Source organism: Polyangiaceae bacterium, assembly GCA_016715885.1.
Lineage (GTDB): Bacteria > Myxococcota_A > Polyangia > Polyangiales > Polyangiaceae > Polyangium.
The window spans coordinates 21,405-45,415 of record JADJXL010000004.1; the positions used below are offsets into that span (position 1 = coordinate 21,405).

The 24,011-nt window shown below is 59.7% G+C and carries 23 protein-coding genes and 1 pseudogene; 16 read left to right on the forward strand and 8 right to left on the reverse strand.

Going from position 1 to position 24,011, the window contains the following annotated elements; all coding sequences use genetic code 11:
- The first annotated feature begins 11 nt into the window (after window positions 1–11).
- The 3 genes from IPM54_08335 (at window position 12) to IPM54_08345 (ending at window position 3,670) form a co-directional block, all read left to right on the forward strand.
- Window positions 12–332: a hypothetical protein gene (locus tag IPM54_08335; protein ID MBK9259831.1), complete on the forward strand. Its 321-nt coding sequence runs from the start codon at window positions 12–14 to the stop codon at window positions 330–332.
- 138 nt (window positions 333–470) lie between these two features.
- Complete coding sequence (locus IPM54_08340) at window positions 471–2,759, forward strand: TonB-dependent receptor (protein MBK9259832.1); 2,289 nt, start codon at window positions 471–473, stop codon at window positions 2,757–2,759.
- Window positions 2,759–3,670, forward strand: coding sequence for a hypothetical protein (locus IPM54_08345; protein MBK9259833.1), 912 nt, complete (start codon window positions 2,759–2,761; stop codon window positions 3,668–3,670). The genes IPM54_08340 and IPM54_08345 overlap by 1 nt, the downstream gene beginning before the upstream one ends.
- Window positions 3,671–3,710: 40 nt before the next feature.
- Here the strand turns inward: IPM54_08345 and IPM54_08350 are convergent, their stop codons facing one another.
- On the reverse strand, window positions 3,711–4,415 hold the full coding sequence (locus IPM54_08350; GenBank protein MBK9259834.1) for a dienelactone hydrolase family protein: 705 nt from the start codon (window positions 4,413–4,415) through the stop codon (window positions 3,711–3,713).
- 174 nt (window positions 4,416–4,589) lie between these two features.
- Here IPM54_08350 and IPM54_08355 point away from each other — a divergent pair, with 174 nt between their 5' ends.
- Window positions 4,590–5,441: a hypothetical protein gene (locus IPM54_08355; protein MBK9259835.1), complete on the forward strand. Its 852-nt coding sequence runs from the start codon at window positions 4,590–4,592 to the stop codon at window positions 5,439–5,441.
- A 205-nt stretch (window positions 5,442–5,646) separates the two neighbouring features.
- On the opposite strand, the gene IPM54_08360 is transcribed toward IPM54_08355, so the two are convergent.
- Window positions 5,647–6,657 (reverse strand): hypothetical protein, encoded by a 1,011-nt coding sequence (locus IPM54_08360; protein ID MBK9259836.1) that lies wholly within the window; start codon window positions 6,655–6,657, stop codon window positions 5,647–5,649.
- 238 nt (window positions 6,658–6,895) lie between these two features.
- On the opposite strand from IPM54_08360, the gene IPM54_08365 reads away from it, so the two are divergent.
- Window positions 6,896–7,681, forward strand: a complete 786-nt coding sequence (locus IPM54_08365) for a DUF2892 domain-containing protein (protein ID MBK9259837.1) — start codon at window positions 6,896–6,898, stop codon at window positions 7,679–7,681.
- Between the two features lie 21 nt (window positions 7,682–7,702).
- The gene (locus IPM54_08370; GenBank protein MBK9259838.1) at window positions 7,703–8,878 is read left to right on the forward strand and encodes a glutathione-dependent formaldehyde dehydrogenase; all 1,176 of its coding nucleotides are present in this window, start codon (window positions 7,703–7,705) and stop codon (window positions 8,876–8,878) included.
- Between the two features lie 325 nt (window positions 8,879–9,203).
- Here the strand turns inward: IPM54_08370 and IPM54_08375 are convergent, their stop codons facing one another.
- Together IPM54_08375 and IPM54_08380 are read right to left on the reverse strand one after the other, a co-directional pair.
- A complete protein-coding gene (locus IPM54_08375; GenBank protein ID MBK9259839.1) occupies window positions 9,204–9,746 on the reverse strand; it encodes a chalcone isomerase family protein in 543 nt (180 codons plus the stop codon).
- Window positions 9,747–10,247: 501 nt separating this feature from the next.
- Window positions 10,248–10,619, reverse strand: coding sequence for a helix-turn-helix transcriptional regulator (locus tag IPM54_08380; GenBank protein MBK9259840.1), 372 nt, complete (start codon window positions 10,617–10,619; stop codon window positions 10,248–10,250).
- A gap of 423 nt (window positions 10,620–11,042) precedes the next feature.
- Here IPM54_08380 and IPM54_08385 point away from each other — a divergent pair, with 423 nt between their 5' ends.
- The gene (locus IPM54_08385) at window positions 11,043–11,465 is read left to right on the forward strand and encodes a CBS domain-containing protein (protein ID MBK9259841.1); all 423 of its coding nucleotides are present in this window, start codon (window positions 11,043–11,045) and stop codon (window positions 11,463–11,465) included.
- 50 nt (window positions 11,466–11,515) lie between these two features.
- On the opposite strand, the gene IPM54_08390 is transcribed toward IPM54_08385, so the two are convergent.
- Window positions 11,516–12,148 (reverse strand): hypothetical protein, encoded by a 633-nt coding sequence (locus IPM54_08390; GenBank protein MBK9259842.1) that lies wholly within the window; start codon window positions 12,146–12,148, stop codon window positions 11,516–11,518.
- A gap of 49 nt (window positions 12,149–12,197) precedes the next feature.
- Between IPM54_08390 and IPM54_08395 the strand changes: the two genes are divergently transcribed.
- A complete protein-coding gene (locus IPM54_08395; protein ID MBK9259843.1) occupies window positions 12,198–14,363 on the forward strand; it encodes an MASE1 domain-containing protein in 2,166 nt (721 codons plus the stop codon).
- A gap of 11 nt (window positions 14,364–14,374) precedes the next feature.
- Here the strand turns inward: IPM54_08395 and IPM54_08400 are convergent, their stop codons facing one another.
- Both IPM54_08400 and IPM54_08405 read right to left on the reverse strand, forming a co-directional pair.
- On the reverse strand, window positions 14,375–15,058 hold the full coding sequence (locus IPM54_08400; GenBank protein ID MBK9259844.1) for a hypothetical protein: 684 nt from the start codon (window positions 15,056–15,058) through the stop codon (window positions 14,375–14,377).
- A 127-nt stretch (window positions 15,059–15,185) separates the two neighbouring features.
- The gene (locus tag IPM54_08405) at window positions 15,186–16,502 is read right to left on the reverse strand and encodes a hypothetical protein (protein ID MBK9259845.1); all 1,317 of its coding nucleotides are present in this window, start codon (window positions 16,500–16,502) and stop codon (window positions 15,186–15,188) included.
- Window positions 16,503–16,538: 36 nt separating this feature from the next.
- Here IPM54_08405 and IPM54_08410 point away from each other — a divergent pair, with 36 nt between their 5' ends.
- From IPM54_08410 to IPM54_08445, 8 genes and pseudogenes are all read left to right on the forward strand, one after another.
- A complete protein-coding gene (locus IPM54_08410; protein MBK9259846.1) occupies window positions 16,539–16,898 on the forward strand; it encodes a glutaredoxin in 360 nt (119 codons plus the stop codon).
- Window positions 16,899–17,222: 324 nt separating this feature from the next.
- Window positions 17,223–18,278, forward strand: a complete 1,056-nt coding sequence (locus IPM54_08415) for a DUF1016 family protein (protein ID MBK9259847.1) — start codon at window positions 17,223–17,225, stop codon at window positions 18,276–18,278.
- A 72-nt stretch (window positions 18,279–18,350) separates the two neighbouring features.
- Window positions 18,351–19,495: pseudogene (locus IPM54_08420) on the forward strand (acyl-CoA dehydrogenase family protein).
- A 79-nt stretch (window positions 19,496–19,574) separates the two neighbouring features.
- Window positions 19,575–19,994, forward strand: coding sequence for a hypothetical protein (locus tag IPM54_08425; protein ID MBK9259848.1), 420 nt, complete (start codon window positions 19,575–19,577; stop codon window positions 19,992–19,994).
- A gap of 292 nt (window positions 19,995–20,286) precedes the next feature.
- Entirely contained in the window at window positions 20,287–21,057 is a 771-nt protein-coding gene (locus IPM54_08430) for a hypothetical protein (protein MBK9259849.1), read from the forward strand.
- Between the two features lie 92 nt (window positions 21,058–21,149).
- Window positions 21,150–21,692, forward strand: coding sequence for a mismatch-specific DNA-glycosylase (locus IPM54_08435; GenBank protein ID MBK9259850.1), 543 nt, complete (start codon window positions 21,150–21,152; stop codon window positions 21,690–21,692).
- Between the two features lie 123 nt (window positions 21,693–21,815).
- Entirely contained in the window at window positions 21,816–23,057 is a 1,242-nt protein-coding gene (locus IPM54_08440) for a thioredoxin family protein (protein ID MBK9259851.1), read from the forward strand.
- A gap of 71 nt (window positions 23,058–23,128) precedes the next feature.
- Complete coding sequence (locus tag IPM54_08445; protein MBK9259852.1) at window positions 23,129–23,344, forward strand: amphi-Trp domain-containing protein; 216 nt, start codon at window positions 23,129–23,131, stop codon at window positions 23,342–23,344.
- Between the two features lie 59 nt (window positions 23,345–23,403).
- On the opposite strand, the gene IPM54_08450 is transcribed toward IPM54_08445, so the two are convergent.
- A complete protein-coding gene (locus tag IPM54_08450) occupies window positions 23,404–23,994 on the reverse strand; it encodes a DUF308 domain-containing protein (GenBank protein ID MBK9259853.1) in 591 nt (196 codons plus the stop codon).
- Between the last annotated feature and the right edge of the window lie 17 nt (window positions 23,995–24,011).

Below are 24,011 nucleotides of genomic sequence, written 5' to 3' on the forward strand. Positions count from 1 at the left end.
TCGAGGGGCGGATGCGTGCGAATGGTGGGGCGGGTGATGCGGATCGCGTTGCTGAATTGATTGCGGAGAGTTGCGGTCTTTTGGGTGATCGCGAGACGAGCGCGTTCGTGCGGGAATTGCGTGACAATCCGTTGCTGTTGGCGGATGCAATCGTCGAGGCGTGGTGCGCGTGGCTTTTTGCGGAATCGGCAAAAGGCGCCGTGGTGCTGGTGCTCGAAGACCTGCATTGGGGGGATTTGCCGACGAGTTATCCGCGGCGCAGGGTTTTTCGCGAGCTGGCCGCTCTTGCGCATTCGTTCGGATTGCCGCAGGCGGCTCCGCCAAACCGTTGAGGTGTCGGGAGAAGCCGACAGGTGACGTTGGTTGCTGATCGAACGTTTGAAACGCTTTGCGTACCAACCAACAGTGTTGCGTGATTCCGCGGATCTCGGCTTGCTGCACGCATTGCGGAATGCTACAAGCACCGCTTCATGCGGCGCCAAACACCGCTTCGGACGGTTCGAGCTTCCATTGCAGCTTGGCTCATTGCGTGCGCCCTTCCAGGCGTGACTCATGCCCAAGCGCCGGCGGAAGCGCCGATTTTGGTGCCTCCGCGTATCCAGGCGCCTCCCGAAATCCCGTATCCGGAAGGTGCGCAAGGCGATGGCGAGGTTCTTCTTACGATAACGGTCCAAAAGGATGGTTCCGTGCGATCGGTCGAAGTCGTCAAAGGGGCGGAGCCTTTTGCATCGGCTGCAAAGGAGGCAGCGCTTCAATTTCGATTCGATCCGGCGACGCGAAATGGTCAGCCAGTTGCCGCAAAAATTCGTTTTGCGTTTACGTTTCGCCCGCCTGTGGTCAATGAGCCCGCTCCGGAGGAGCCCGCGACGACCGAAAGTCCGGCGGAAGGGGCCGCGACGCTTGGTTCTCCGCCGACGGACGAGGCCAAGGCGCCTGTGGCTGCACCGAAGCGACCTGCACGCCCTGCGGCCATCGAAGTCGACGTGCTTGGAGCCAAGCCGCCGCCGGCCGTTCAGACCCTGTCGCGTACCGAGGTGCGACAGATTCCGGGGACGTTTGGTGATCCGTTTCGAGCGCTCGAGATGCTTCCTGGTGTGACGCCCGTGGCGTCGGGGCTTCCGTATTTTTATGTGCGCGGCGCGCCGCCAGGCAACATTGGATACTTTTTCGATGGAGTTCGCATTCCTTATTTGTTTCACGTCGGCGTTGGCCCGTCAATCGTCAATCCTGCGATGGTCGAGCGTGTCAATCTTCATGCGGGCGGATATCCTGCGCAGTTTGGCCGGTTTGCCGGCGCCATCGTGACGGCCGATAGCACAGCACCACGCGACGATTTTCATGGCGAAGGCAGTGTTCGGCTCTTCGATGCGGGCGCCATGGTCGAACGAGGGTTTGCCGATGGCCGAGGAACCGTGCTCATCGGGGGGCGATATTCGTACACGGCGGCGCTGATGTCTTTGTTTTCGCCCGAAGTGGGCCTCGATTATCGAGATTTTCAATTTCGTGTGACGTACGACCTCACGCCCAAGGATCGCATTGGTGTTTTTGCGTTTGGCGCGTACGATCTTTTGTCGGACACGGAAAACGATATCGAGACCATCGTATTCGGCTCCGAGTTTTATCGGCTGGATTTGCGTTACGAGCGCAAGCTCCCGAATTCGGGCTCGTTGCTGCTCGGCACGACGTTCGGTTACGATCAAACGCGCATTGGAGAGCAGCGGAATGCGCGGGACAAACTCTTTGCGACGCGTGTGATTTTGAACCAACCGATTGGTGAGCAGCTCACGCTACGAGCGGGGCTCGATGCGCAATTCGACCATTACGAAGCCGATGAACGACGCTGGGCCGATCCGGAAGATCCCGTGACGATTACGTACGATGCGCTTTTTCCGCAACGTCTCGATGGTGCGTATGCCGCATGGGCGGATCTCGAATGGAACATGAGTCCTCGTGTGAAGGTCACGCCGGGGCTGCGATTGGATGGATTCACGTCGGCGGGGACTTCGGCGGGCGCGGTGTCGCCGCGCCTTTCGATGGAAGCGCGCGTGCATCCGCGCGTGCGGCTGCTTCATGCATTCGGTGTGGCGCAGCAGCCGCCGGCGTTCATCGTGCCTTTGCCGGGGCTTTCCATAGGCAATTTGCAGGGGGGTTTGCAAACGTCGGTGCAAGCGAGTGCGGGGGTCGAGGTTGAATTGCCGCTTGGGATCACGTCGTCCGTATCGGTTTTCGACAATGTTTTTCTCAACATGAGCGACACGCTCGGTGTGCAGCGCATACGCGACATTTTTTCGAAGGAGCCACGGAGCCTCGGGTACAGCCGGGGGCTCGAAGTGTATGTGAAGCGTCGGTTGACGACGAATTTGGGCGGGTTTTTGACGTATACGTATTCGAAGTCGATGCGCAGCTTGGGCAGTTCTACATTTCCGAGTGCTTTCGACAGGCGGCACGTGCTCAGCGCTGCGCTGGCGTACGATATCGTTCGGAAAATACGGTTTGGTTCTCGCGTGACGTTTTACACGGGAGCGCCCGATCTTGCGGGGCCGAATGCGGTCGCCCCGGAGGATCCGTTGAATCCGCCGCGAAACCCGTCATTCGTTCGCATCGACCTGCGTTTGGAGAGACGTTTCGAGCTCAAGAATTCGCGGTGGTTGACGGTCGTGGCTGAAATGGTCAATAGCACGCTCAACAAGGAAGTCATCAGCGGTCGAGAAATTGGGCCTGTTTCGATCCCGAGCATCGGCGTGGAGGGAGGTTTCTAATGCGAAAACGAGCCATCATTTCTGCAATTTCGACGGCATTGTTCCTTTGCAATTGCTTGCCTGGAGATACGCGTCCGCCGCCTGGACGGCTTCATCTTTCGGCAGAACCGGCTGCCGAGACGCTCAGCAGCATATCGACCGCGGATGGTTGGACCATCGAGCTTTACAGGTTTCTCGTTACGATGGGCGGCGCAGAGCTCGAGGGGGACGCGTGCACCGATTATGCAAATGCGCGGTATAGCCGGCTCTTCGATTTTTTGGTTCCAGAAAGACAGAAAGTTTGCGAGCTTTACGGGCTGGGTGATTGCAATCTCGAGATTCGCCTGCGCTCGCCGTGGGAAGACGCCCTTTTGCAGAAAGGCGTGACGGCGAGCGACCTGGAATTCATGTTGAAATCCGATTTGAACATTCCGCTGCCTGCGGAGGTGCTGGCATTGGGCGGTTTTGGCACGACCGTTTTCTTACGCGGTCAAGCGATTCGGGCAGGCGAAACGAAGCAGTTCGAATGGAAGTTTCCGAGCCAATTGAATTTGACGGATTGTGGATTCGCGACGGATACATCGTACGTGAGCGATGTTACCATTCGGGAGGGGGATGATTTCAAGTGGGTGATTGCGATCCATGTCGAGGAGTTGTTTCGGGAGCTTCCGGAGGACGGGGCGCCGTTGCGTTTCGATCAGCTTGCGGCGACGGATGTGGATGGGGACGGGACGATTACGATGACGGAGCTATTGAAGGCGAAGGCGCCGGTCATCGAAATGGAGGGCGAGATGCCGGAGCTGGATTTGGACGACGAGGAAGCATTTGGTCATGGCATGATGGCGGGGTATCTCAGCCAAATTGCAATGGCTCGAATCGTGTACCTCGACGGGCGACCTTGCAAACAAGCGCGATCGCGCAGGTGGCGGTGAAGTTGGAGCGAGGATTTGCCCGCAATGGGATCTTCGTTGGCTATTTCAAATTTTCCGCGAGAAATGCCGTCGTGAGCGCCCAGGCTTGGCGAGCGGCACCTGCGTCGTAATCGCTCCGAGCGTCGCAGAAAAACCCGTGGTTCTGTTCGGAAAACTCGACATTGATGTAGGGCTTGCCCAGCTTGCGCAGCGTTTCGACGGTTTCGACTTGCGATGCGCGCGGAATGTGCGCATCTTTGCCCGCCCAGATCAGCATCATCGGGCCGGAGAGCGTTTCCGCATACGATAGTTTGTCCGGTGCGATGTTGCCGTAAAACGAAATGGCCGCATCGAGCTTGACTACGCCGTTCGTCACGAATGACAAGCGTCCACCCATGCAGAATCCAAGGCATCCGAGGCGTCCGTTGACGGCTGGATGGTTGCGCAGGTAGTCCGCTGCCGCACGAACATCTGCCTCGCTTTGGGCCGCGCCGTACTTCATGGCGAGTTGAATGCTGGCCATGATGTCGTCGTACGACCCGATGTAATCGGGCACTTGGCGATGAAACAGGTCCGGCGCAAACGTCACGTACCCTTCGCGCGCGTACCGTTCGGCAACACTTTTGATGTGATCATTGACGCCAAAGATTTCTTGTAGAATCAAAATACCGGGACGACGCTCGTTGCCTTCGGGAAGTACGAGGTATCCGCTCATCGTCGTGCCATCGGCCACGGGGATTTCAACGCGTTCGGTGCGAATGTTCATGTGCTTTGGCTCCTCGGGGCGTCGTTTGTAGGCGAAAGAAGAGGGAAGGCAAAGTTTTTGGTAGAGGGGAGCTCGAAGGCGCGCCAACGGGTTGTCGAAATGATGCATTGCATCAGCTGCATTACGTCGGGTAAAGTATTTCCAAAGCGTCCGAAGATGGGATAGAATGACGGGATGAGCGGTCTTGTGCTCGATTTCAAGGGTGGAGGGACGATGCGTTCGGATTTCACGAAGCCGCGGAGGAGAACGGCAGGACACGTGGTGGCCCTTTCGCTGAGCGTACTTTCGTTTGGCACGCCGCTCGTAGCATCGGCCCAGCCGGCTGCACCGCCGCCTCCGCCGCCGGGAGCTCAGCCTCCGCCGCCAGGGTATCCACAGCCGCCACCGCCCGGGTATCCACAGCCACCGCCCGGGTATCCACAGCCGCCGCCCGGGTATCAGCAGCCGCCGCCTGGGTATCAGCAGCCACCACCGCCGGCGGGTCAGCCCGCGTACCCGTACCCGTATCCGTATCCGTACGCGCAGCCGGGGCAGCCGTATCCGCCACCGTATGGGTACCCTCCGGGGGCGTATGGGTCGCCGCCGCAGAAACAGCCGGATGTGCTTTCGTACAAGGAGGGCGATCCCGTTCCTCCGGGGTACAAGCCCGACAAGCATGTCCGTAAGGGGCTCGTGATTGCAGGAGCCGTTATTTTTGGCGTGTTTTACCTGGGGTCGGCTTATGCGGGCGTCATGAATATCGACGCGGACAACGCTCCGTACGGGGCGCTGCTCGTTCCCGTGATTGGACCATTCATCGTCGCGGGCGCGGGGAATTTCGATACCAATCCCCGTTCAGGAAATTCGAGCGGCGTTGGCAGCGCGCTTTTCGTCCTCGATGGGCTCATCCAAGCTGGCGGCGCGGCGATGTTTCTTGGCGGGATGTTTGCCAAGAAAAGTGTATTGGTGCGTCAAGACGTAGCGGCTGCGCCGAGTCCCGAATTTTTCGTGGGACCTGGGTCCGTGGGAATGAAGTTACAGTTTTGAGCTGCGTCGGGTGCCCAAGAAAAACGGGCGCGGCATCGATCGGTTGAACAAAACGAGCCTCCAACGAGCAGGCGCTTGGCGCCTTCGACGTGCATACGCGTGGTGAGAATGAGACGGGGGGATGGGGGACAGTTTGGCATGGCCGCATCATGTTCGATGCTTTGCCGCATCGTGCACGACGAACCATCACGGGGCAGGAGCCGAATCAGTCACCTTGGTGGACTTGTTCAGGTTCTTGTTCGGGCGCCTCGAAAGAAGCCTGTCCAGGTGCCGGGGCTTGTTCGGGCGCCTCGAAAGAAGCTTGTCCAGGTGCTGGGGCTTGTTCGGGCGCCTCGAAAGAAGCTTGTCCAGGTGCTGGGGCTTGTTCGGGTGACTCGAAATGCGCTTGCCCAGAAACCTGTGATTGTCCGGGTGACTCGAAATGAGCTTGTCCGGGGGCCTGGCTGTCTTCCTCGGCATCGGGTTGTCCGGGCACCGGGATGAGGATTCGTCCGAGGAACCAGGATCGAGGCGTATCGGGCTGCAATTCTCCCGAAGGCGCCGGTTGGCGCTGGCCCGGTTGACCCGGCCGGAATTCGCCAGGTTGTCCCGGTTGATTTTGCCCAGGCGGTTGTCCCGGCTGTCCTTCCGGTTGCGCCGGTTGTCCCTCGGGTTGTTCCGGCTGTCCAGCAGGCTCGCCAGGCGTTGGCTCCGCGACGCGCGTGATGCGCGTGGCGTGGACGTAAACCTGTGCGCCGCTGACTTGCTCGGCGTCCTCTGCCGTCAGGTTCCACTTGCTCTGGAGGTCCTCTTTGCTCGGCATCCGCCGGATTTCGCCGATGAGCGTGACGCGATCGCCCATGGCGAGTTTCGGCTGGTCCTCGGGCAACGAGCGGCGAGCTTCGTCTTCGAGGTAGACGGGTATGGCGCGATCGGTGGCGGTACCGACCCAAAATACCCGGTCGTTCGCTACTCGTTGAACCGAGGTATTCGTCAGCTCGGCTTGACGATTGAGGTTCGCACTTCGATTCGGCGCATCGATGATCGAATCGACGTCACGGATCGGGGTGGTGGCTCCTTCATCCATTGTGTCGGGCGTCGTCGGTGCGGCAGGAACGCCCTCCTCCACTTCGCCGCGTTGACAAGCGCCGACGGCCATCGCCAGTCCGAAAATGAATGCTCCGTTTCGAATCGGTCGCCACGTCCGCTTCATCGCTTTGATGCCGCTGTGATTCATTCGAATTTCCTCCCAATCGTCCCCGCGTCCGAGCGTGCAGGCAGCGACGAAACGCTTCGACGACGCTCGTCCGGCAAACGTCGGGGACGCCGACGCTCGTAGCAAAACGTGATCCCTCGTGGGCGGTCACAGCAATGCATTGATTTGCCCCCCCGTCCTATTCGCACAGACCGCTCGGCACGATGGGCCCTATCTTTGCATTACGCGCTCCGACTCATCACGGAAGGGGGCCAAGCCGATGCATCATGCACGGAACAACGATGAATTGCATGCAATTCCCGAGCGCGCTCGCCGCAAAAGAATGCTCAATGTAGGCGTCAAGGAAAGGTGGGCTTCGGCCGTATTCGGTGCGGCGCTCTTGGCCACAGCGCTGAAACGCCGAGGGTGGCTAGGTCTCCTCGCTGGAGCGACGGGAAGCTTTTTCGCCATGCGTGGAGCGCGTGGCTATTGTCCGGCGTATGCTGCATTGGATGTCAGCTCGCGACCCGCGCTTGGCCGGGAGCCTCGGCTGCCGCCATCGAGACACGGAATGGATGATTTGATGCGCGTCGAAAGTGCGGTGACCATCGCGCGGCCGCCGACGGAAGTTTACCAATTTCTGCGAAATCCGCAAAACATCCCCCGATTCGCGACGCATATCGCCGCCATCGAAGACCTGGGCGGGGGTCAATTTCGCGCGACGGCGCGCGACGAAGCGGTCAAACCTTGGGAAATGTTCATCGATTACGACGAACAAAGTCGCGCCATCCTCCTGCATCACGCGATGGATTCGCGGCAGCGGCTGACCATTCTTCTCGACGAGGCGCCTGGGGGACGGGGCACCGAGCTCAAAGTGGCATTCGACGTCAAGCGTGAACGCAAAGCTCTGCACCGGCTCCTCATGGCCATTGCGGGCGACGACCCCGATACGCAGCTCCGCGCCGTCATGAGGCGTCTCAAAATGCTGCTCGAAGCGGGCGAAGTCGTGACGGTCGAAGGGCAACCCATGGGCCATGGCCGAGCGGTCAGCGCCGCGCTCGACTGATTCGAGATTTTAGGGGGATTCATGAAAGCGCTCTGTTATCAGGGAGTCGGTAAAGTTGGCGTGGAAAACGTGCCCGATCCGCAATTTCTCGGCCCGCACGACGCCATCGTGCGCGTGACCATGTCGAGCGTGTGTGGGTCGGATTTGCACCTCTTCAATGGCTATGTGCCCACGATGAAACAAGGTGACATCATCGGTCACGAATTCGTGGGCGAAGTCGTGGAGGTCGCGAGCGACGTGAAAAAGCTCCGTCCCGGAATGCGCGTCGTCGTCGCGTCGATCATTGGCTGCGGTCACTGCTATTTTTGCCAGAGCGAGCTGTGGTCGCTTTGCGACAATTCGAACCCGCATCCAGAAATCGAAGACAAGGTGTACGGGTTCGCAACGGCCGGCATTTATGGGTATTCGCATGCCTTTGGTGGATATGCGGGCAGTCATGCGGAATACATCCGAGTGCCATTTGCCGATGAAAACGCGTTCGAAGTGCCCGAAGGGTTGCCGGATGAAAAGGTCGTGTTCGCATCGGACGCCATACCCACGGGGTACATGGGCGCCGATCTGTGCGATATCCGCGCGGGTGACGTCGTGGCCGTGTGGGGATGTGGCGGCGTCGGACAGATGGCCATTCGATGCGCGTACCTTTTGGGCGCATCGCGCGTCATCGGCATCGACCGCTTTCCCGACAGGCTCGAGATGGCCAACAAGTATTGCGGCGCCGAGGTGCTCGATTACGAAGAAGTCGACGTTTACGAAGCTTTGCGAGACATGACGGGCGGCCGCGGGCCGGATGCATGCATCGATGCGGTCGGCATGGAGGCGCATGGCGTGGGCATCGATTACGCGTACGACCGCGTCAAACAAGCCGTGCGGCTCGAAACGGATCGGCCGACCGCATTACGTCAAGCAATCCGCGCGTGCCGCAAAGGTGGCACGGTGTCCATCATGGGCGTGTACGGTGGATTCATCGACAAGTTCCCCATGGGCGCAGCCATGAACAAAGGTTTGACCTTGCGCATGGGGCAGCAGCACGGGCAAAAGTACATCCCGCGCATTCTCCAGGACATCAAGAGCGGAAGGCTCGATCCGAGTCACTTGATCACGCAAGTTGCTCGTTTGGAAGATGGGCAAGGCGCGTACGAAGCATTCCGGGACAAACAGGACGGATGCGTGCGCGTCGTTTTCACGCCGCAGGCGTAGTTACCATCTGCGTTGGCTGTGCTTGGGAAGTGCTCGATTTCTCGGCACGCGCGGTGCCCCCCAAACTCGCCCGCTCCGCGGGCTCGGACAGTGGGACCCCCCGCGAGCGCCGAGAAATCAAGCAACTCCCCAAGCTTACCTGGTACGAGTTGGATGAGAGGCTCTAAGCCCCTTGGTACAAGGGGTTACTGGCTACCACCGGCCCAGCTTTTACTTTGGTGCGTACTTTCATCGAGCTACGCTGCCGCTCCTGAGTACAAGGGATTGCTGCCAGCCTTTACCTTGGTGCGTACTTTCATGGTCTTTTCTCCTGCAAGGGTTCGTGTCAGCCAGGAATCTTGCTGATGAGCTGGTCGCCGAGCTTCGGCTGATCGATTTTGCCGAACCAAATGCTCCACGTCGCTTTCATGAAGTCGACGCCTTCCACGGTGACCGAGCCTTGGCCATCGACGACGAACGTCGTTGCCTTCTTGTCGTTGTCGTACTTGATGGAGAAGCGTTGGCCTTCCTTGAGGTCACCCTTGAACGCGTTCAAGATCTTGCCAATCTTCGCTTGATCCGAATATCCGTTCATGGCGTACGCATCGCGGAGCGCCGCCTTGAGCTTTTCGCCTTCGAGGTCGCGAAGCATCTTGCACTCGAACTTCTTGTTCGTCTCCATGTCGATGACCGCCCGCTTCGATTTCGAGGACGGGAGCTGCTGCATGAAGTGGCTGATCGAATACACGTTGACGTCGACGATGAGAACCGTCTTGACGCGTATGCCGGAACCCGTGTGAGTGAAGTCGCCGCCGAACGAAGCCGCGCTGAGGAGCAGCGTCGTCAGGGCCAGAAACAACGAAATGAACTTGGAACGCGACATGTTCATGGGCGTGGACCTCCACCGGCGAAGCCGGATGTTCTAAAAGCAAGACGAGCGTGATCGATTCGCTTGCATGCGCGGAGGGCCTGCGAATGCACGGCTTGATCCAGGCACGGAGCGAATCGCGCGAACGGTTATTATCTCGATTTTCGTTCGGTTGTCAACGGCGACGCATGCGATGAACGTAATTGGAGCAAGCAACGCGTGGAATTTTGAAGCAATGAACACCCTCGATGCAGTGACGCTGCGTAGAGCACGGGCAGCAAGTGATCGAAATGGTCATGCAGGTCGCTCGGGATTGCCCGACGCCGTCGAAAGACGATGGTGAACCAGTCGTTTGGCACGAAAAACGCGTTGGGCGTGACGATCGCGCCGCGGCGGTGGAAGCGCGAGCTGCAAGAATGGGGGACGTCGCTTGCTGGGAGCAAGGATCGGGATGCTACTCTGCTTGGAAGGTGTGGAAGGAAGGGAGCAGAAGGTACCGAGGTAGTCCTCGGTGGTTCGTCACTACCTGCTGGCACGGGCCGGCTGCGACTTGGCAGCCTTGGCAGCTTCTTTGGCAGCCTTGGTCAGCTCGCGCCGCAGCTTCACGACCTCGTTCGAGGGGAGCTTGCGTACGAGCTCGGCAACATGGTCCCGCTCGTCGTCCGTCGGGGACGCGAGCAGGTAAAGGGGCGGCAGACCAAGCCCCTTGGCCAAGCGGGAGATGGTTTGGATGGTAATGGCGGCGAGACCATGCTCGACGCTGGAAAGGTGCCCCTTCGACAGTTCGGCCGCATCAGCGAGCTCTGCCAAGGACATGTTTCGTTCGAGGCGCAGCTCGCGGAGTCGTGCGCCAATTTTTGAAGCATACGGATCAGGCTCAGTTCTTCTAGGCATGGGGTTGTCCTAGCATCATTTGTTGGACCGACAAACGAGCTTTGCTGTTTGCCCGTACGGACGGAGTCCAACCCGCGTTCGTCGCCGAGTCCGTGGGAAAACATACCAAAATCGCTTCAAAAACGCGACACTTCGTATGGACACGGATCCGCTGGACGTGGTAGGCCCGGCGTCGGAGCGACATCGTTTGAGCACAAAGTGTTTGCTCGGTACAGCCTTGTTCCCGGATAAACCTCGATGTTCATACGAGTTGGACAAACTTTTGTGCGTCTCCGAGCAACCTGGACGGTTCGCTCACGTCGAGCCTGCTCGCCTGTTCATTGCAGCCTCGGCGTTACCTCGCTGCCCGTCCGTGCAGGACGCGCACAGCCTTGGGGCATTGGGTTTGCGTTCGGGACGGTCATTATCGCAAGGAGGGGAAACATGCGTTGCGAAGAAATCATGAAACGGGACGTCCGGTTCGTTTCGACAAGCTCGACGGCCCAAGAAGCCGCTCGCATCATGCGCGATGAAAACATCGGCTTTCTGCCCGTCTGCGACGACCAAAAACGGGTCCTCGGTACCCTGACCGACCGCGACCTCGCCATTCGGCTCGTCGCCGAAAACCGCTCGTCGAACGAATCGGTCGGCAACGTCATGACGAAGGAGGCCATCTGCTGTCGTACGGGCGACGATGTCCAAATGGCCGAGCAACGAATGGCAAGCGAGCACAAATCGCGCATCATGTGCGTGGACGACAGCGGACGGCTCGAAGGGGTCATCAGCCTTTCGGACATCGCGCAAGTCACGCCGGACGAACGTGCAGCCAAGACAATGCGCGGCGTGACCGAGCGAGAAGCCGCCTGAAGAGGGCCAACCGGAGACGCGCGAGGCGAACGCCGGAGCGACTCGAGGTTTTACCTGGCCGCTCCGGCGCGCCTTCTGCGAGGTGGCGTTTCGCGGGGCTCTTCGGAACGCGTTTCGACGTCCTCGAAATCATCCGGAGATGGGTCGAAGTACTCGGCGTCGGCTGAAGAAGAAGCCTCGGCATCATCGAGCTCTTCGCCTTCGGAAGACGCTTCGAGCTCGTCGTATTCGTCTTCGGGCAAATTCATTTCTTCGCCCTCTTCGCCAATGGTTTCAATGAGATACGGCGTCTCGCTCATGCTGAGCTCTTCTTCTTCCGAGAGCATCACGTCGCTCATGTCGCGCCCGCGCGTCGCGCCTTCGACGAAATCGGATCCAAGCTCGCCGGCGAGATCCGCGGCAGCGTCGGCGCTCTCCGGATCGAAGGAAAAACGTTCGCCCACAGAATCGTTGGGATGATGGCGAAAGATGCGATCGCTGTCGTCGAGCGTCGGGACGACCTCGTCCATGGCTTCCCGTGGGTGCACCTTGCCGGCGATTGGCGGCGCGGACGCCTCGTCGAGGTCGTCCACGCGCAAAATGGGGGATTCGCCTGCTCCGGGGCCGAGCTTTGGCCTCGAGCTCGATCGAGGGCCGCTCGATTGTGTCCGTGCGGGCGGTTTCGTTGACTTTTGCGGTTTCACGAATGGTGCATCATGCAAAAGGCGGGCGCGCCTGGTGGGGGGAGCAAGCATGGGGGAGCCGTTGCAGCGGGACCGAGCTCGACCGGGCGAGGTGTTGGTCCTTGCGGCCATCTACGTGGTTGCGGGAGCGATTGGGCATCAATGGGCCACCCTCACGCCCGGCAACGTGACGCCCTTCTGGCCACCCGCGGGCATCGCCCTCGCAGCGCTGCTGATTCGAGGAACGCGCCTCTGGCCAGGAATCTTGCTCGGAGCGTTCGTCGAGACCACCCGCACGTTCTTCGACACAACGAGCCACCTGCAGGCCACCGTGACCCTCGCCGTAGGCGCGTCCATCAGCGTCGGTTGCCTGCTCGAAGCTCTCCTTGCAGCGCGATTGATCCGCTACGCATCCTCACCGCCGCGCGACACGCTCGGCCACGTACGCGGCGTCGTTTCTTTCGCCCTCGTCGGCATGTTGACCAGCGCTCTCGGCGCCACCGTCGGCACCACGAGCTTGTTGGCAGGATCACTCCTCGCCGCGAAAGGGTACTCTGAAGTATGGTTTACTTGGTGGATCGGGGACACGGTGGGCATTCTCGTGTGGACGCCGGTCGTGCTCGCCTTTTCGAAAAAGTCGCGAAACGTGCGCTGGTTGGAAATCGGCGTGCAGCAGCTCACCCTGATCGCGTTCCAAGTGCTCTTCATTGGAGGAGCGCTGCCCCTGGCCACCGAGCGCTATCCGCTCGGCCACCTCGTGACGCCCTTTTTGGTCTGGGCCGGCGTGCGCCTCGGACCACAAGGAGCCACGCTGGCCATCCTCAACGTAACAGGTCTTTCCACGTGGGCGACGATGAATGGTTTGGGACCATTCGTACACGATTCGCTGAATACGTCCCTGCTCCTCGTGCAAGCGTTCATTGGCAACGTTACGCTGACGACGCTCGTTCTCGGGGCCGTGATTCACGAGCGGACACGCGCGGAGGCCGCGCTTGCGGAATCGCGCAGCGAGCTCGAAAGGCACGTGCAGGAGCGCACGGCGGAGCTTGCGGAGACCAACCGGCTTCTCGAGGCCGAAATTGACCGGCGGCGCGAAAAGGAGCGGAAGCTACGCGATTCCGAAGAGCGGTATCGCATTTTGGTGGAGGTCAACCCCGATGCGGTGTTTGTCTTGTCCGTCAACGAAAAACAGGAAGACCGGCGAATTCTTTTTGCGAATCCCGCCGCGACGATGCTCGTCGGCGCCGAACCAGAGGCGCTGCTCGGCATGCATACCGTCGAGTTGGTGCCCGAGCAGCGGCGAGAAGCCTTCCACGCGCGCGTCCTCGATGCAATTGAACATGGGCGGATCGACCGCTTCGAAGACAAGCTCTTTCGGCTCGATGGTACCGTCGTTTTCGTCGAGGTGACGAGCGCGCTCGTGCCGTGGGACAGTGGCCGGGCGCTCCTCGTCGTGCTCCGCGACATTACGCGACGAAAGCAAGTCGAGGAGCAGCGGGCGCAACTTTACCGCGAGGCAGAGGAATCGATTCGCGCGCGTGACGAATTTCTTTCGATTGCGTCGCATGAGCTGAAGACGCCGCTCACGTCGCTCACGCTCCAGCTTCAAGGCCTGGTACGCAAAGCGCAAAAGGATTCCGTATTGAGCAATAAAATTGCACCAACGCTCGAAGTAGCCATCAGGCAAACTGGCCGTCTCGGTGCCCTGATCGATGATTTGCTCGACGTATCTCGAATTACGCAGGGCCGACTCGTGCTCACGTTCGAGGACGTCGACTTGACGGCAACCGTACGTGACGTCGTCGAGCGAATGCAGCAGATGGCGGTGCGAGCTGGTTGTGAAATCCGGCTTCATGCACGTGGTGCGGTGGCGGGCCGGTGGGATCGTGCGCGGCTCGAACAGGTCGCGGAGAACCTTTTGTCGAATGCAATCAAATACGGTGCAGGACGGCCCATCGACGTGGAGGTTCGTGCGACCATGGATGAGAAAGCCCTGTTTTCGGTGCGGGACCGTGGCATTGGCATTTCCTCCGAAGATCAATCGCGGATCTTCGGTCAATTCGAGCGGGCGGTATCGGTGAGCCAATTCGGCGGATTTGGTCTCGGCCTGTGGATTGCGCGTCGAATCGTCGAGGCGCATGGGGGCGCCATTGCCGTGGAGAGCGTGCCGGGCGAGGGGTCGACGTTCGTCGTGACGCTGCCGCGAGCGCCCGAGCGAGCGAAATGGGTCGAATGACGCTGCCGCGATTACGTATCGTTCGTGCAAGCCGTCAGTTCGGGGTTGCAATACATTTGTGCACAATTGAAGCACGCCGGCGGGGGCGTTTGCTGCGATACGCAAATGGCCTCGCATTCCGACGTGCAAAAATTGTTGCACGCGCACGTGAAGAGGTCGTCGACGATTGGCTGGGACGCAGCGCACGGCGGGTCCATCGACGTCGCGAGAAGCAGTTGCGAGCATGTACTGCACGACCCGCCCGAGCTCGAACTGCTGGAGCTGCTCGAACTGCTCGCGCTGCTGGAACTGCTGGAGCTGCTCGAGCTACTGGAGCCGCCGTTTTGGCATGCCTCGGCGCATTGAACGAGCTCGGGATCGGGGTTCTGCGAGTCGATGGAGAAGATTTGCGCGCAGTTTGCATTGAGGACGCATTGCCCAATGCATTCGTTTTGCGGGCTCGGCATCGAGCAATCGAGGTATTCGGGCGGGCACTCCATCGCGCCGCATTCGAGCACCTTGGCGCAGGCGGCTTCGCACGCTTTTCCGGCTCCGGTGCCTCCCGAGCCCGATGATGACTGCCCGCTGCCGCCATTTCCCCACCAATCGTCACCACCGCCAGCGCCGCCGCCACCGGTCTGAGAGCTTGCTGCGCAGGAAGCAATCGCCGTTGCGCTGCAGAGCAACAACCCCGTTACGAACCACATTGAACGCATGATGTCTCCTTGCCCCAAGATGAAGAGAGTTGGGATGGTATCGGGTCAGTAAGACGATGTCATGGGTTTTTGCATCCGGGAATGGAGCGCTGCGCAAGAAATTTGCGCGATAGGCATTCGGTGGCCCTCATGGTGCTGCTCGAATCGCCGATGGCGCCACGTACCTGCACGATGGCAGCACGCTCGCACCGCCAGAAAAATGCTGGCAGACCTCGGCGGCTTCGGCGGGCTTGTTTTCTTGCATGTATGTTCGCACCAGGGCATCGAGCATGGAAGCGAGCTGATCGTGCGTCCCCGGGGGATCGAGCGCCAAGCGCTTGAAAACTGGCTCAGCCTTGCGCGGCGTACCGGCAGCGGCGTAGACAGGGATGATACCACGCCGCGCAGCGTCTCCAAGCCGCGCCGAGCTTCGAAGACCTGCGTGTTTCATCGAAAACTCGATCGCATGATGGAGGTGTGAAAGAGCTTCTGGATAATCTTGTTTGTGGTCGTGAATTTGCGCGAGCCGATAATGAGCAAACCCGAGTGCCTCGTTTTGCGGAGCCGGGAATTGTATTACTTTTTCGTAGGTCTTCTGCGCAAAGTCCCATTTGTTAGGATTCCCTTGTGCTTGTGCTTCGGAAAAGAAAAATTCACCGAAGCCGAGATACGCGTAGGGCGCCCATGGGGATTGTGGAAACGACTGGATGAGGTGCAAGTAGTGCTTCCGCGTTTCGTCGGGTTTGCCGGCCTGCTCGAGCTCGAGGCCATAATAATAGAGCACGTCGTCGAGGCATCCTCGACTCTGGGCGGGATCGGTCGGATGGACTGTTTGGCAGTGTTTCGGATGCTGATGGATCAGCTCTTGGTAATATTTGAATGCGTTGTGACGCGCAGCGATGGCGACTTTCTCGAGCTTGGCGATCTCGCCTTGGGCTCGTGATGGGTCTTGCGCAAGCTCGATGCCACGAATTGCCGCGTTTTTCAGCTCGACGTAGTCCTCGGCCAAACGGCGTAGGATGAGCGGTCTGTCTTTCGCATCCGGTTTCGTGACGGCAAGTAACCTCTCGAGGCTTTGGATTTCGACCACCAGCGATGCATTCGGCCGAGGCGCCCAGCGCGATTGACGCGGATCTCGTACGAGTGCAGCGAGGTCACCGTCGGCGTTTGGTGGGGCCATTTGCAGGACGGCGACAGGCGGATCATCGCCCGCGACCATGACGGCTCCACCGGGCGGCTTCATTGTGGGGGTTGGGGCGCCCAAAACGATGACGGGCGTCCCATCGGCGTCGCGATCGAACGGGGGTTGGTCCGGTACGGTCGAGTGGCCGCTAGGCGAGCCGCATGCTGCGAAAACCAGGCTGAAGACACCTGCAAGAAAAACGCGCGTCGCGGTCGCCATACGTACAGCGTACACGAAGGCGAGACAAAAGGTGCCAACCACTTTACGGCTCGGGATCGTCATGGCATTCGAGTTCCACGTGGACTATATCCGGCGGTCATGACGACTCGCCCACTTCTTGCTGCTGACAAAGTATCCCCCGAAGTCCACGCCATTATTGCGTCCTTTCACCGCGGCATCGTCGACGAAGTTGCCGCCACCGTCGCACGCGACCCAGTCGTGGTCGTTGGTATGGCGCAAAACCCCGTCGTGAAGGCCGCTCGTAGGCTGCTCGACCAAGAAGGCATCGCGTATACGTATCTGGAATACGGAAGCTACTTTTCCAAGTGGAAGGAGCGCCTTGCCATCAAGCTTTGGGCCGGGTTTCCGACGTTTCCGATGGTGTTTTTCGACGGAGTGCTCGTGGGCGGCAACAGCGAGCTCGTGAAGTTGAAGGCTGCGGGCAAGTTGAAGAAATAGCGGCCGATCGTGACGCTCGGCCACACGCCACGACGCGGGCCGTGAAGCTGTCGAAGATTGTGCACGCAGTGCGTGCACAATCAATGCGATCATGCCTACACAATTGTAGCCGCAGTGCGGCCACAAGCCGCAGTGCGGTCACAATTGTCGTGATTATGCCTACACAATTGTAGCCGCAGTGCGGCGACAATCTCAGTAGGGGCCGGTCGATGCGGCCATGCCGAACCGAACGACCTCCTTCTGCAAGACTAAAGCAGCCGAGCTCGCCCCGTCGATTTCGCTAGCACGTTTGTCCGGGACGCGGTATCGACCTCACGACGTCGTATGAGCAACCTCTCGACTGTGCTTCCGACAACACTCGTCAGCGAGCTGCGTGCGCTCATCGAAGCGAGCCGCGGACACGTTGCGCAAACCGTCAACAGTGAACTGATCTGGCTTTACTGGCAGATCGGAAATCGGCTCCGGCAAGACGTCGTGGGCCACGAACGCGGCGCCTACGGCGAACAGGTAATCACGACGGTTGCCAAGGCTCTCTCGGCCGAGTACGGCCGCGGGTTCAAGAAGAGCGGTCTCTACCGGATGATGCAGTTTGCCGAAGTATTCCCCGATCCAGAGATTGTCGCCGCACTGCGGCGACAATTGAGCTGGACCCATCTGCGCGAGATCATCGCGCTCGATGACCCACTCAAACGCCGGTTCTACCTCGAACTCTGCCGCACCGAGCGATGGAGCACACGTATGCTCCAAACAAAAATCGCCGGCATGCTTTACGAGCGAACGGCCATCGCCAAGCATCCCGATGCGGTCGTCGAGCAATCGCTCACGACGCTTGGCAACGAAGGACGGATGACACCGGACCTCGTTTTTCGCGATCCGTACGTTTTGGACTTTCTCCGGTTGCCGTCGGATTTCAGCGAAAGCGACTTGGAAGCGGCCATTTTACGCGAGCTGGAATCTTTTCTGCTCGAGCTTGGGCAAGGGTTTACTTTTGTGGCGCGGCAAAAGCGCATGTCCATTGGTCCCGATGATTTTTATCTCGATTTGTTGTTTTTTCACCGTCCTTTGCGCGCATTGGTTGCCGTCGAGCTGAAGCTTGGCCGTTTCGAAGCGAGCGACAAAGGGCAAATGGAGCTGTATTTGCGGTGGCTCGACAAGCACGAACGTGAGCCGCACGAAAACCCTCCATTGGGCCTCATTCTGTGCGCGGACAAAAACGAAGAACAGATCGAGCTGTTGCAGCTCACGGACGGTGCCATTCGGGTCGCGCGGTACTTGACGGAGCTGCCGCCACGCGAATTGCTCGAACGGAAGCTCTTGCACGCCATCGAGCATGCGCGCGCGCGTCTTGCGGGTGGGTATGCGCCCGCGGATGAAACGTAGCCAAAAGCGGCCCGGTGATTTGCAATCGCCATGGACACCGCCAAAGCGTTGCGATAGAACGGCCAGACTGCCATGGACCGAAATATTTTTCGTGAAGAACACGACCTCTTTCGCCAATCGTTTCGCAAATTCATCGATCGCGAGGTGAAGCCGCACCAGGATCGATGGATGGAGCAGGGAAGCGTCGATCGCGACGTATGGCGCAAAGCCGGGCAAGCCGGCTTCTTGTGCCCGTGGCTCGCTCCCGACTACGGCGGAGCCGGGGGCGATTTTTTGCACTCGGTCGTGGTGATCGAAGAGCTGGCGTACGCGCATGATTCGGGATTGGCCATGCCGCTGCATTCGGACATCGTCGTGCCCTACATCGTCGCGTTCGGCACCGAGGATCAGAAAAAGCGGTGGCTTCCCGACTGCGTATCGGGGGACATCGTGACGGCCATTGCAATGACCGAACCGGGCACAGGCAGTGACCTTGCAGCGATTGCAACGACGGCCGTGCGTGACGGTGACCATTACGTGCTGAATGGCGCCAAGACGTTCATTTCGAATGGCATTCTTTGCGATTTGTGCATCGTGGCGGCGAAAACCGATATGAATCCGGCCAATGCCCATCAAGGCATCAGTTTGTTCGTCGTCGAGGCATCGACGCCAGGATTCGTGAAAGGGAAAAAGCTGCGCAAGATGGGGATGGCTTCGCAAGACACGGCGGAGCTATCGTTCGAGGATTGCCGCGTTCCGGTGGCGAATCGTCTCGGGGACGAGGGCGCGGGGTTTTTGATGCTCATGCGAAACCTTCAGCAGGAGCGGCTCGTCGTGGCCGTGGGTGCGCAAGCGGCGGCCGAGCAAGTGCTGAAGGATACGGTTGCGTATTGCAAGGACCGAAAGGCTTTTGGCAAGCCCATTTCCAAGTTTCAAAACACGCAGTTCAAGTTGGCCGAATGTGCGACGAAGGTCGAAGTGGGCCGAGCATTTCTCGATCGATTGCTCTCCGATCACGTTGCCGGCAAGTACCTCGTCAAGGAATGTTCGATGGCCAAACTGTGGCAAACCGAGATGCTTGGCGAGGTCGTCGATGAATGTTTGCAATTCTTCGGCGGCTACGGTACATGCTCGAATACCCCGTGACGCGAGCGTACATGGATGCGCGTGTTCAGCGCGTCTTTGCCGGGACGAACGAAATCATGAAGGTCATCATTGCCAAGCAGATGGATCTTTGAAGAGTGGACTTCGCGTCCCAGGGATCGGTACACTTTCGCCTAGACCATGGGTCGGTGAAACCGTAGCGATGAACGTGACGTGATGTCGACGCGCCTCGAGGCTGAAGCACAACGATTCGTCATTGGGCCCCATGCGTGCTCGTTCGAGCCTCCGGACCTGATGGTCGTCGAGCTTCGTGGGTCGATCGTCGTCGACCACTTGACCGAATATCTGCGGCTGCGGAGCATGCTTCTCGAGGGGCAATCGCGCCTCTTGACGCTCTTGCTCTTGCACGACATGCAAGAAATATCGGCGGACGTGCGCCGCAGCTTGTCGCGCACGCGTGATCCTCGTCCACAAGCGACGGCCATCGTCGGCGCGCGTTATCGCACGCGGGTATTGGCCGAGCTCATCACGAAAGCCATGCGGTTCTTCACGGGCAAACTCATCATGCTCGCCTTTTTCGACGACCCCACGCAAGGCCGGGAATGGCTCGGGCAAATGCGCGGGCGATTGTAAGCCGCGTGCGGATGTCGATGGCTCGTCCACACGGAGCACTTCACGACCGCCGCGTGCATGGTAGGATGCCGCGTATGAAGCGTGCATTCGTACTTTTGTGCAGCCTTGCCTTGACGTGGGCGAGCGGTTGTTTGTCGGGACTCCAGGTAGATTCGGGCGATGGTGGGGCGGGAGGCAGTGCGGGATCGAGCGTTGATGCAGGTCCGGCATGTGACGAAGGGTTCTTTTGCACGGGGCCCTTGGCCGAGGGTTGGGAAGGTTTGTTCGTGCGCATATCGCGGACTATGGAGCGGTGCCCGTGCCACCGTGTCCGGATGGATCCGCTCCGACGGTTTATTATTCCGAACCCGCCCAGAATGCCGTCTGCGATGATTGCACGTGCTCGTACACGGGCGCCGTTTGTACCGTGCCGAAGATGCAGTGTTATTGGAGCAACACGAATTGCGGGGGCAATGCCGATTATGCCACGAATCCCGATGACACGACGTGCGATCCGAATTTGCCCGCCGCAGCGGGTGCCTCGTCCCATTGCGTCATCGTCGGGCAATCGAATGCCACCGGAAAAGGAACGTGCACCGCGTCGTCCGGCGCCGTGAAAAATCCCCCGTTTGCGCAGGAAATTCATCTCTGTCCCGCGCAATCCGTTGCGGAATGTGCAACCGGTGGACAATGCGTGGCGCAGGTCGAAGGTGATTATGCATCGACCATTTGCATCCATCGAGCGAACGTGGAGGCATGTCCACCGGGGTTCGAGGTGGAAAAACAAGTGTTCGAATCGGGCAGCGATGGCCGGTCGTGTACGGATTGCCAATGCGATCCGAACACCGTGACGTGCACGGGCGGTGGACACGACGTATTCGACTTGGAGTCTTGCGGCGGCATGAAAAAGTTCGTCACGGCAGACCTTGGTTGCACGGGTGTGGGCGCATATCTCGATTCTGGCACGGGATCGATCAAAGGCGTCCGAGGTACGCCGGTGCCCGGCGTGTGTTTACAGGGCCAGCCTTCCGGGTGGGTGGAAGGCGTCGGCGCGCGGAAGCTTTGTTGCCGCACGCCGGGGTGACTTGTAAGAATGTTCACGTAAGCGCAGGTCGACACAATGCAACGCTGCGCTTTCGACTGGCCTTGTCGCGTTTCTTGGGCCAAACCATGACCATGCATGCTCCGCACGTCGTCGTGAATGGGGGTACCCCGGACATTTTGGCTCCGGGGCTCGAAGCGCTCTTCGTAGGCGCCAACCCGGGGCTGCTCTCAGCGCAACAAGGGCACAACTTTGCAAATCCGGGAAATGCATTCTGGCGCCTCATGCATGAAAGCGGGATGGTTCCGAGGAAGCTTTTGCCCGAGGAGGAAATGGAGCTGCTCCGGTACGGGCTTGGACTGACGAACCTCGTCGCCCGCCCGACGCGTGGCGTGATGGACCTTGGACCTAGCGATTATGCGAAGGGCCGCAAGCTGCTCGCGGCCAAGATTCAGGCGTATGCACCGCGCCGGGTCGTATTCGTCGGAATCACGGTTTGTCGTAACTTTTTCGACAAGAAGACATCGGAACCGATTCGATGCGGAGAGTTTGGCGAGTGCATCCACGGGGCTCGCGTATACGTCGTGCCGAACCCGAGCGGACGCAACGCGCATTTCTCCTATGCGAAAATGCTCGAGGCGTTTCGGTTCGTAGCGAGCGCAATGGGTCGCGGCTGAGGATCTTCGGCAAGCTTTGCATTTGCGTGCATCGTTTGCGCGTCGTCCATTGTGGATAGGATTGTTCGAGCGTCTTTCCATGTCGGCATGGCTCGTGCTTGGATTGCGTGCCGGCGAGGCAGGATGCGAGTGGTGCATTGTATTGCGTGGATGTTGGCGCTGGTGATGACCCTGGCGAGCGCGCGTGCGTGGGCGCAAGCGCCTGCGCCGGATCCGCCGGCGGTGTGTGGAACGGCTGCCGCGTGTGGCATCGAGGGTGCCCCGGAAGCGGGCGCGTCCTCGGGCCGAGCAGAAGCGCTCGAGTTGAATACGTTGTTCTTTTTTTGGGGCATTGGCTGCCCTCATTGCGAGGAAGCGAAGCCTGCGGTCGAAGCGCTGGCGAAAGAGCGACCGGATTTGCGCATCGAATCCATTGAAATTCGGCAAAATGCCGTCGGACGACAGCGTTACATCGACACCATGGAGCGCCTCGGTGCGGAAGCCGTGGGAATACCGACGTTCGTGGTGGGCAATTCGTATATCGTGGGGTATACGAAAGGCGAAACGGACGAGCAATTGCGAGCGCTCGTTTCGTCTGCAAAGGGCGGCTCGGCTGCGGGAAATCCGGCATCGAGGCGCGAAGTATTCAAGGTGCCGTGGATAGGGGAAGTGGATTCTCGCGCCGTTTCGCTTCCGTGGCTCACGGTCGTCATGGGATTGGCCGATGGGGTCAATCCCTGCGCCATGTGGGTGCTCGTCGTGCTGCTCGGCATCTTGATGCACGTCGACGATACGCGGCGAATGCTCCTTTATGCCGGCACGTTCGTGGTGATGTCGGGGGTCGTCTATTTCATTTTCATGACCGCGTGGTCCGTGCTGTTTTCATTGGCCGGTTTGTCCGCGATGGTGACGACGATTCTCGGGGTCGTGCTTTTGGCCATGGGCCTCATCAACCTCAAGGATGTCGTCTGGTTCAAAAAAGGACCGTCGCTGGTGATTCCGGACAAGGTGAAGCCGGGGCTCTTTCGGCGAATGCGGGCGATTGCCAATGCCGCGACCACGCCGGCGGCGCTTGCGGGCATTACGATGCTCGCCTTCGTCGTGAACCTCGTGGAGCTTGGATGCACCGTGGGTCTTCCTGCCGTCTATACGCGGATTCTGTCGCTCCGAGGCATCTCTGCGGCGTCACGTTTCGGCTATTTGGCGCTGTACAACGTGATTTACGTGGTGCCGCTGCTCGCCGTCGTCGCGGCATTCATTGGATTGAAACGCCGCTTCGTGATGACCGAGCGCGCGGCGCGTGTGCTCAAGGCGATGAGCGGTATGCTTCTCGTCACGTTTGGTACGCTGTTTTTGCTGGCACCCGAGCTGCTCGCGGGTGGCTAGAGCATGCGCTGCCTGCCAGGAAAAGCAGGAAGGGCTCGACAAGCTGCCGCCGATGCGATAACGCTCGTGGCATGAGCGACCGCGACATCGAGAAAAACGTTCCCAAGGAATACTTCGTTACGCTATTGCGCCGTCTCGCCGACTCGCTCGAGCACGGCGAGCCGTTTCGCATTCAGGTGCAAAACAAGCGCTTCGTCGTGCCGCAAGGGGCCGAGTTGGTGGTCGAGCACGAGGTCGAAGACGGCAGCGAGGAACTGTCGTTCGAGCTCAAGTGGAAGAACGAGTGAACCAACCTGCTGCTGGAGGGGGCTCACCACCATCGTGGCCCGAGGAGCGAGGTCGAGCCTCAAATGGAAGACGTGCCTTTGGCTCGACCCATGAGTCCGATCATGGTGATACCGCCGATGATCAAGTCCATCCCCACGATGATTCCCAGCGCCCAGAAGGCCGTGCTCGGGAAGCCTGCAAGGAGCAAAATGCCGAGGAATGCGCTGACGATGGCGTCGAACAAGAGCCAACCCGTGGCCCTCGATTCACGCACTTGATACGCGCGAATCGCCTTCGACACGGCGCTCAGAATGAAAAATGCGCCAACCACGACCGTCAAGGACAATGCACCAATCAAGGGTGCCCAGAGGATGGCGGCTCCGGCTCCGATATAGAAAACCGCGCTCAGGACGAGCCAGCCGATTCCCGGCCGATACCGATGCTCGAAGCCATGAACGACGCGCAGAATGCCGCCTGCGACGAGAAAAACACCAATGAGGATCGTCGCGATGTACGTGGAAGCAAGCGGCGCCAAATGGCGATGACGCCGAGCGCGAGAAGCGCGATGCCTACGAATGCCATGCGCCCCCGGATTTGTTCGACCGACAGAAATGATGGCTCGAATGGCTTGGTTGGCTTCGGCAGGGTCACGAGCACGGATCGATTGCAAAAAAAGGCCAGGTCATC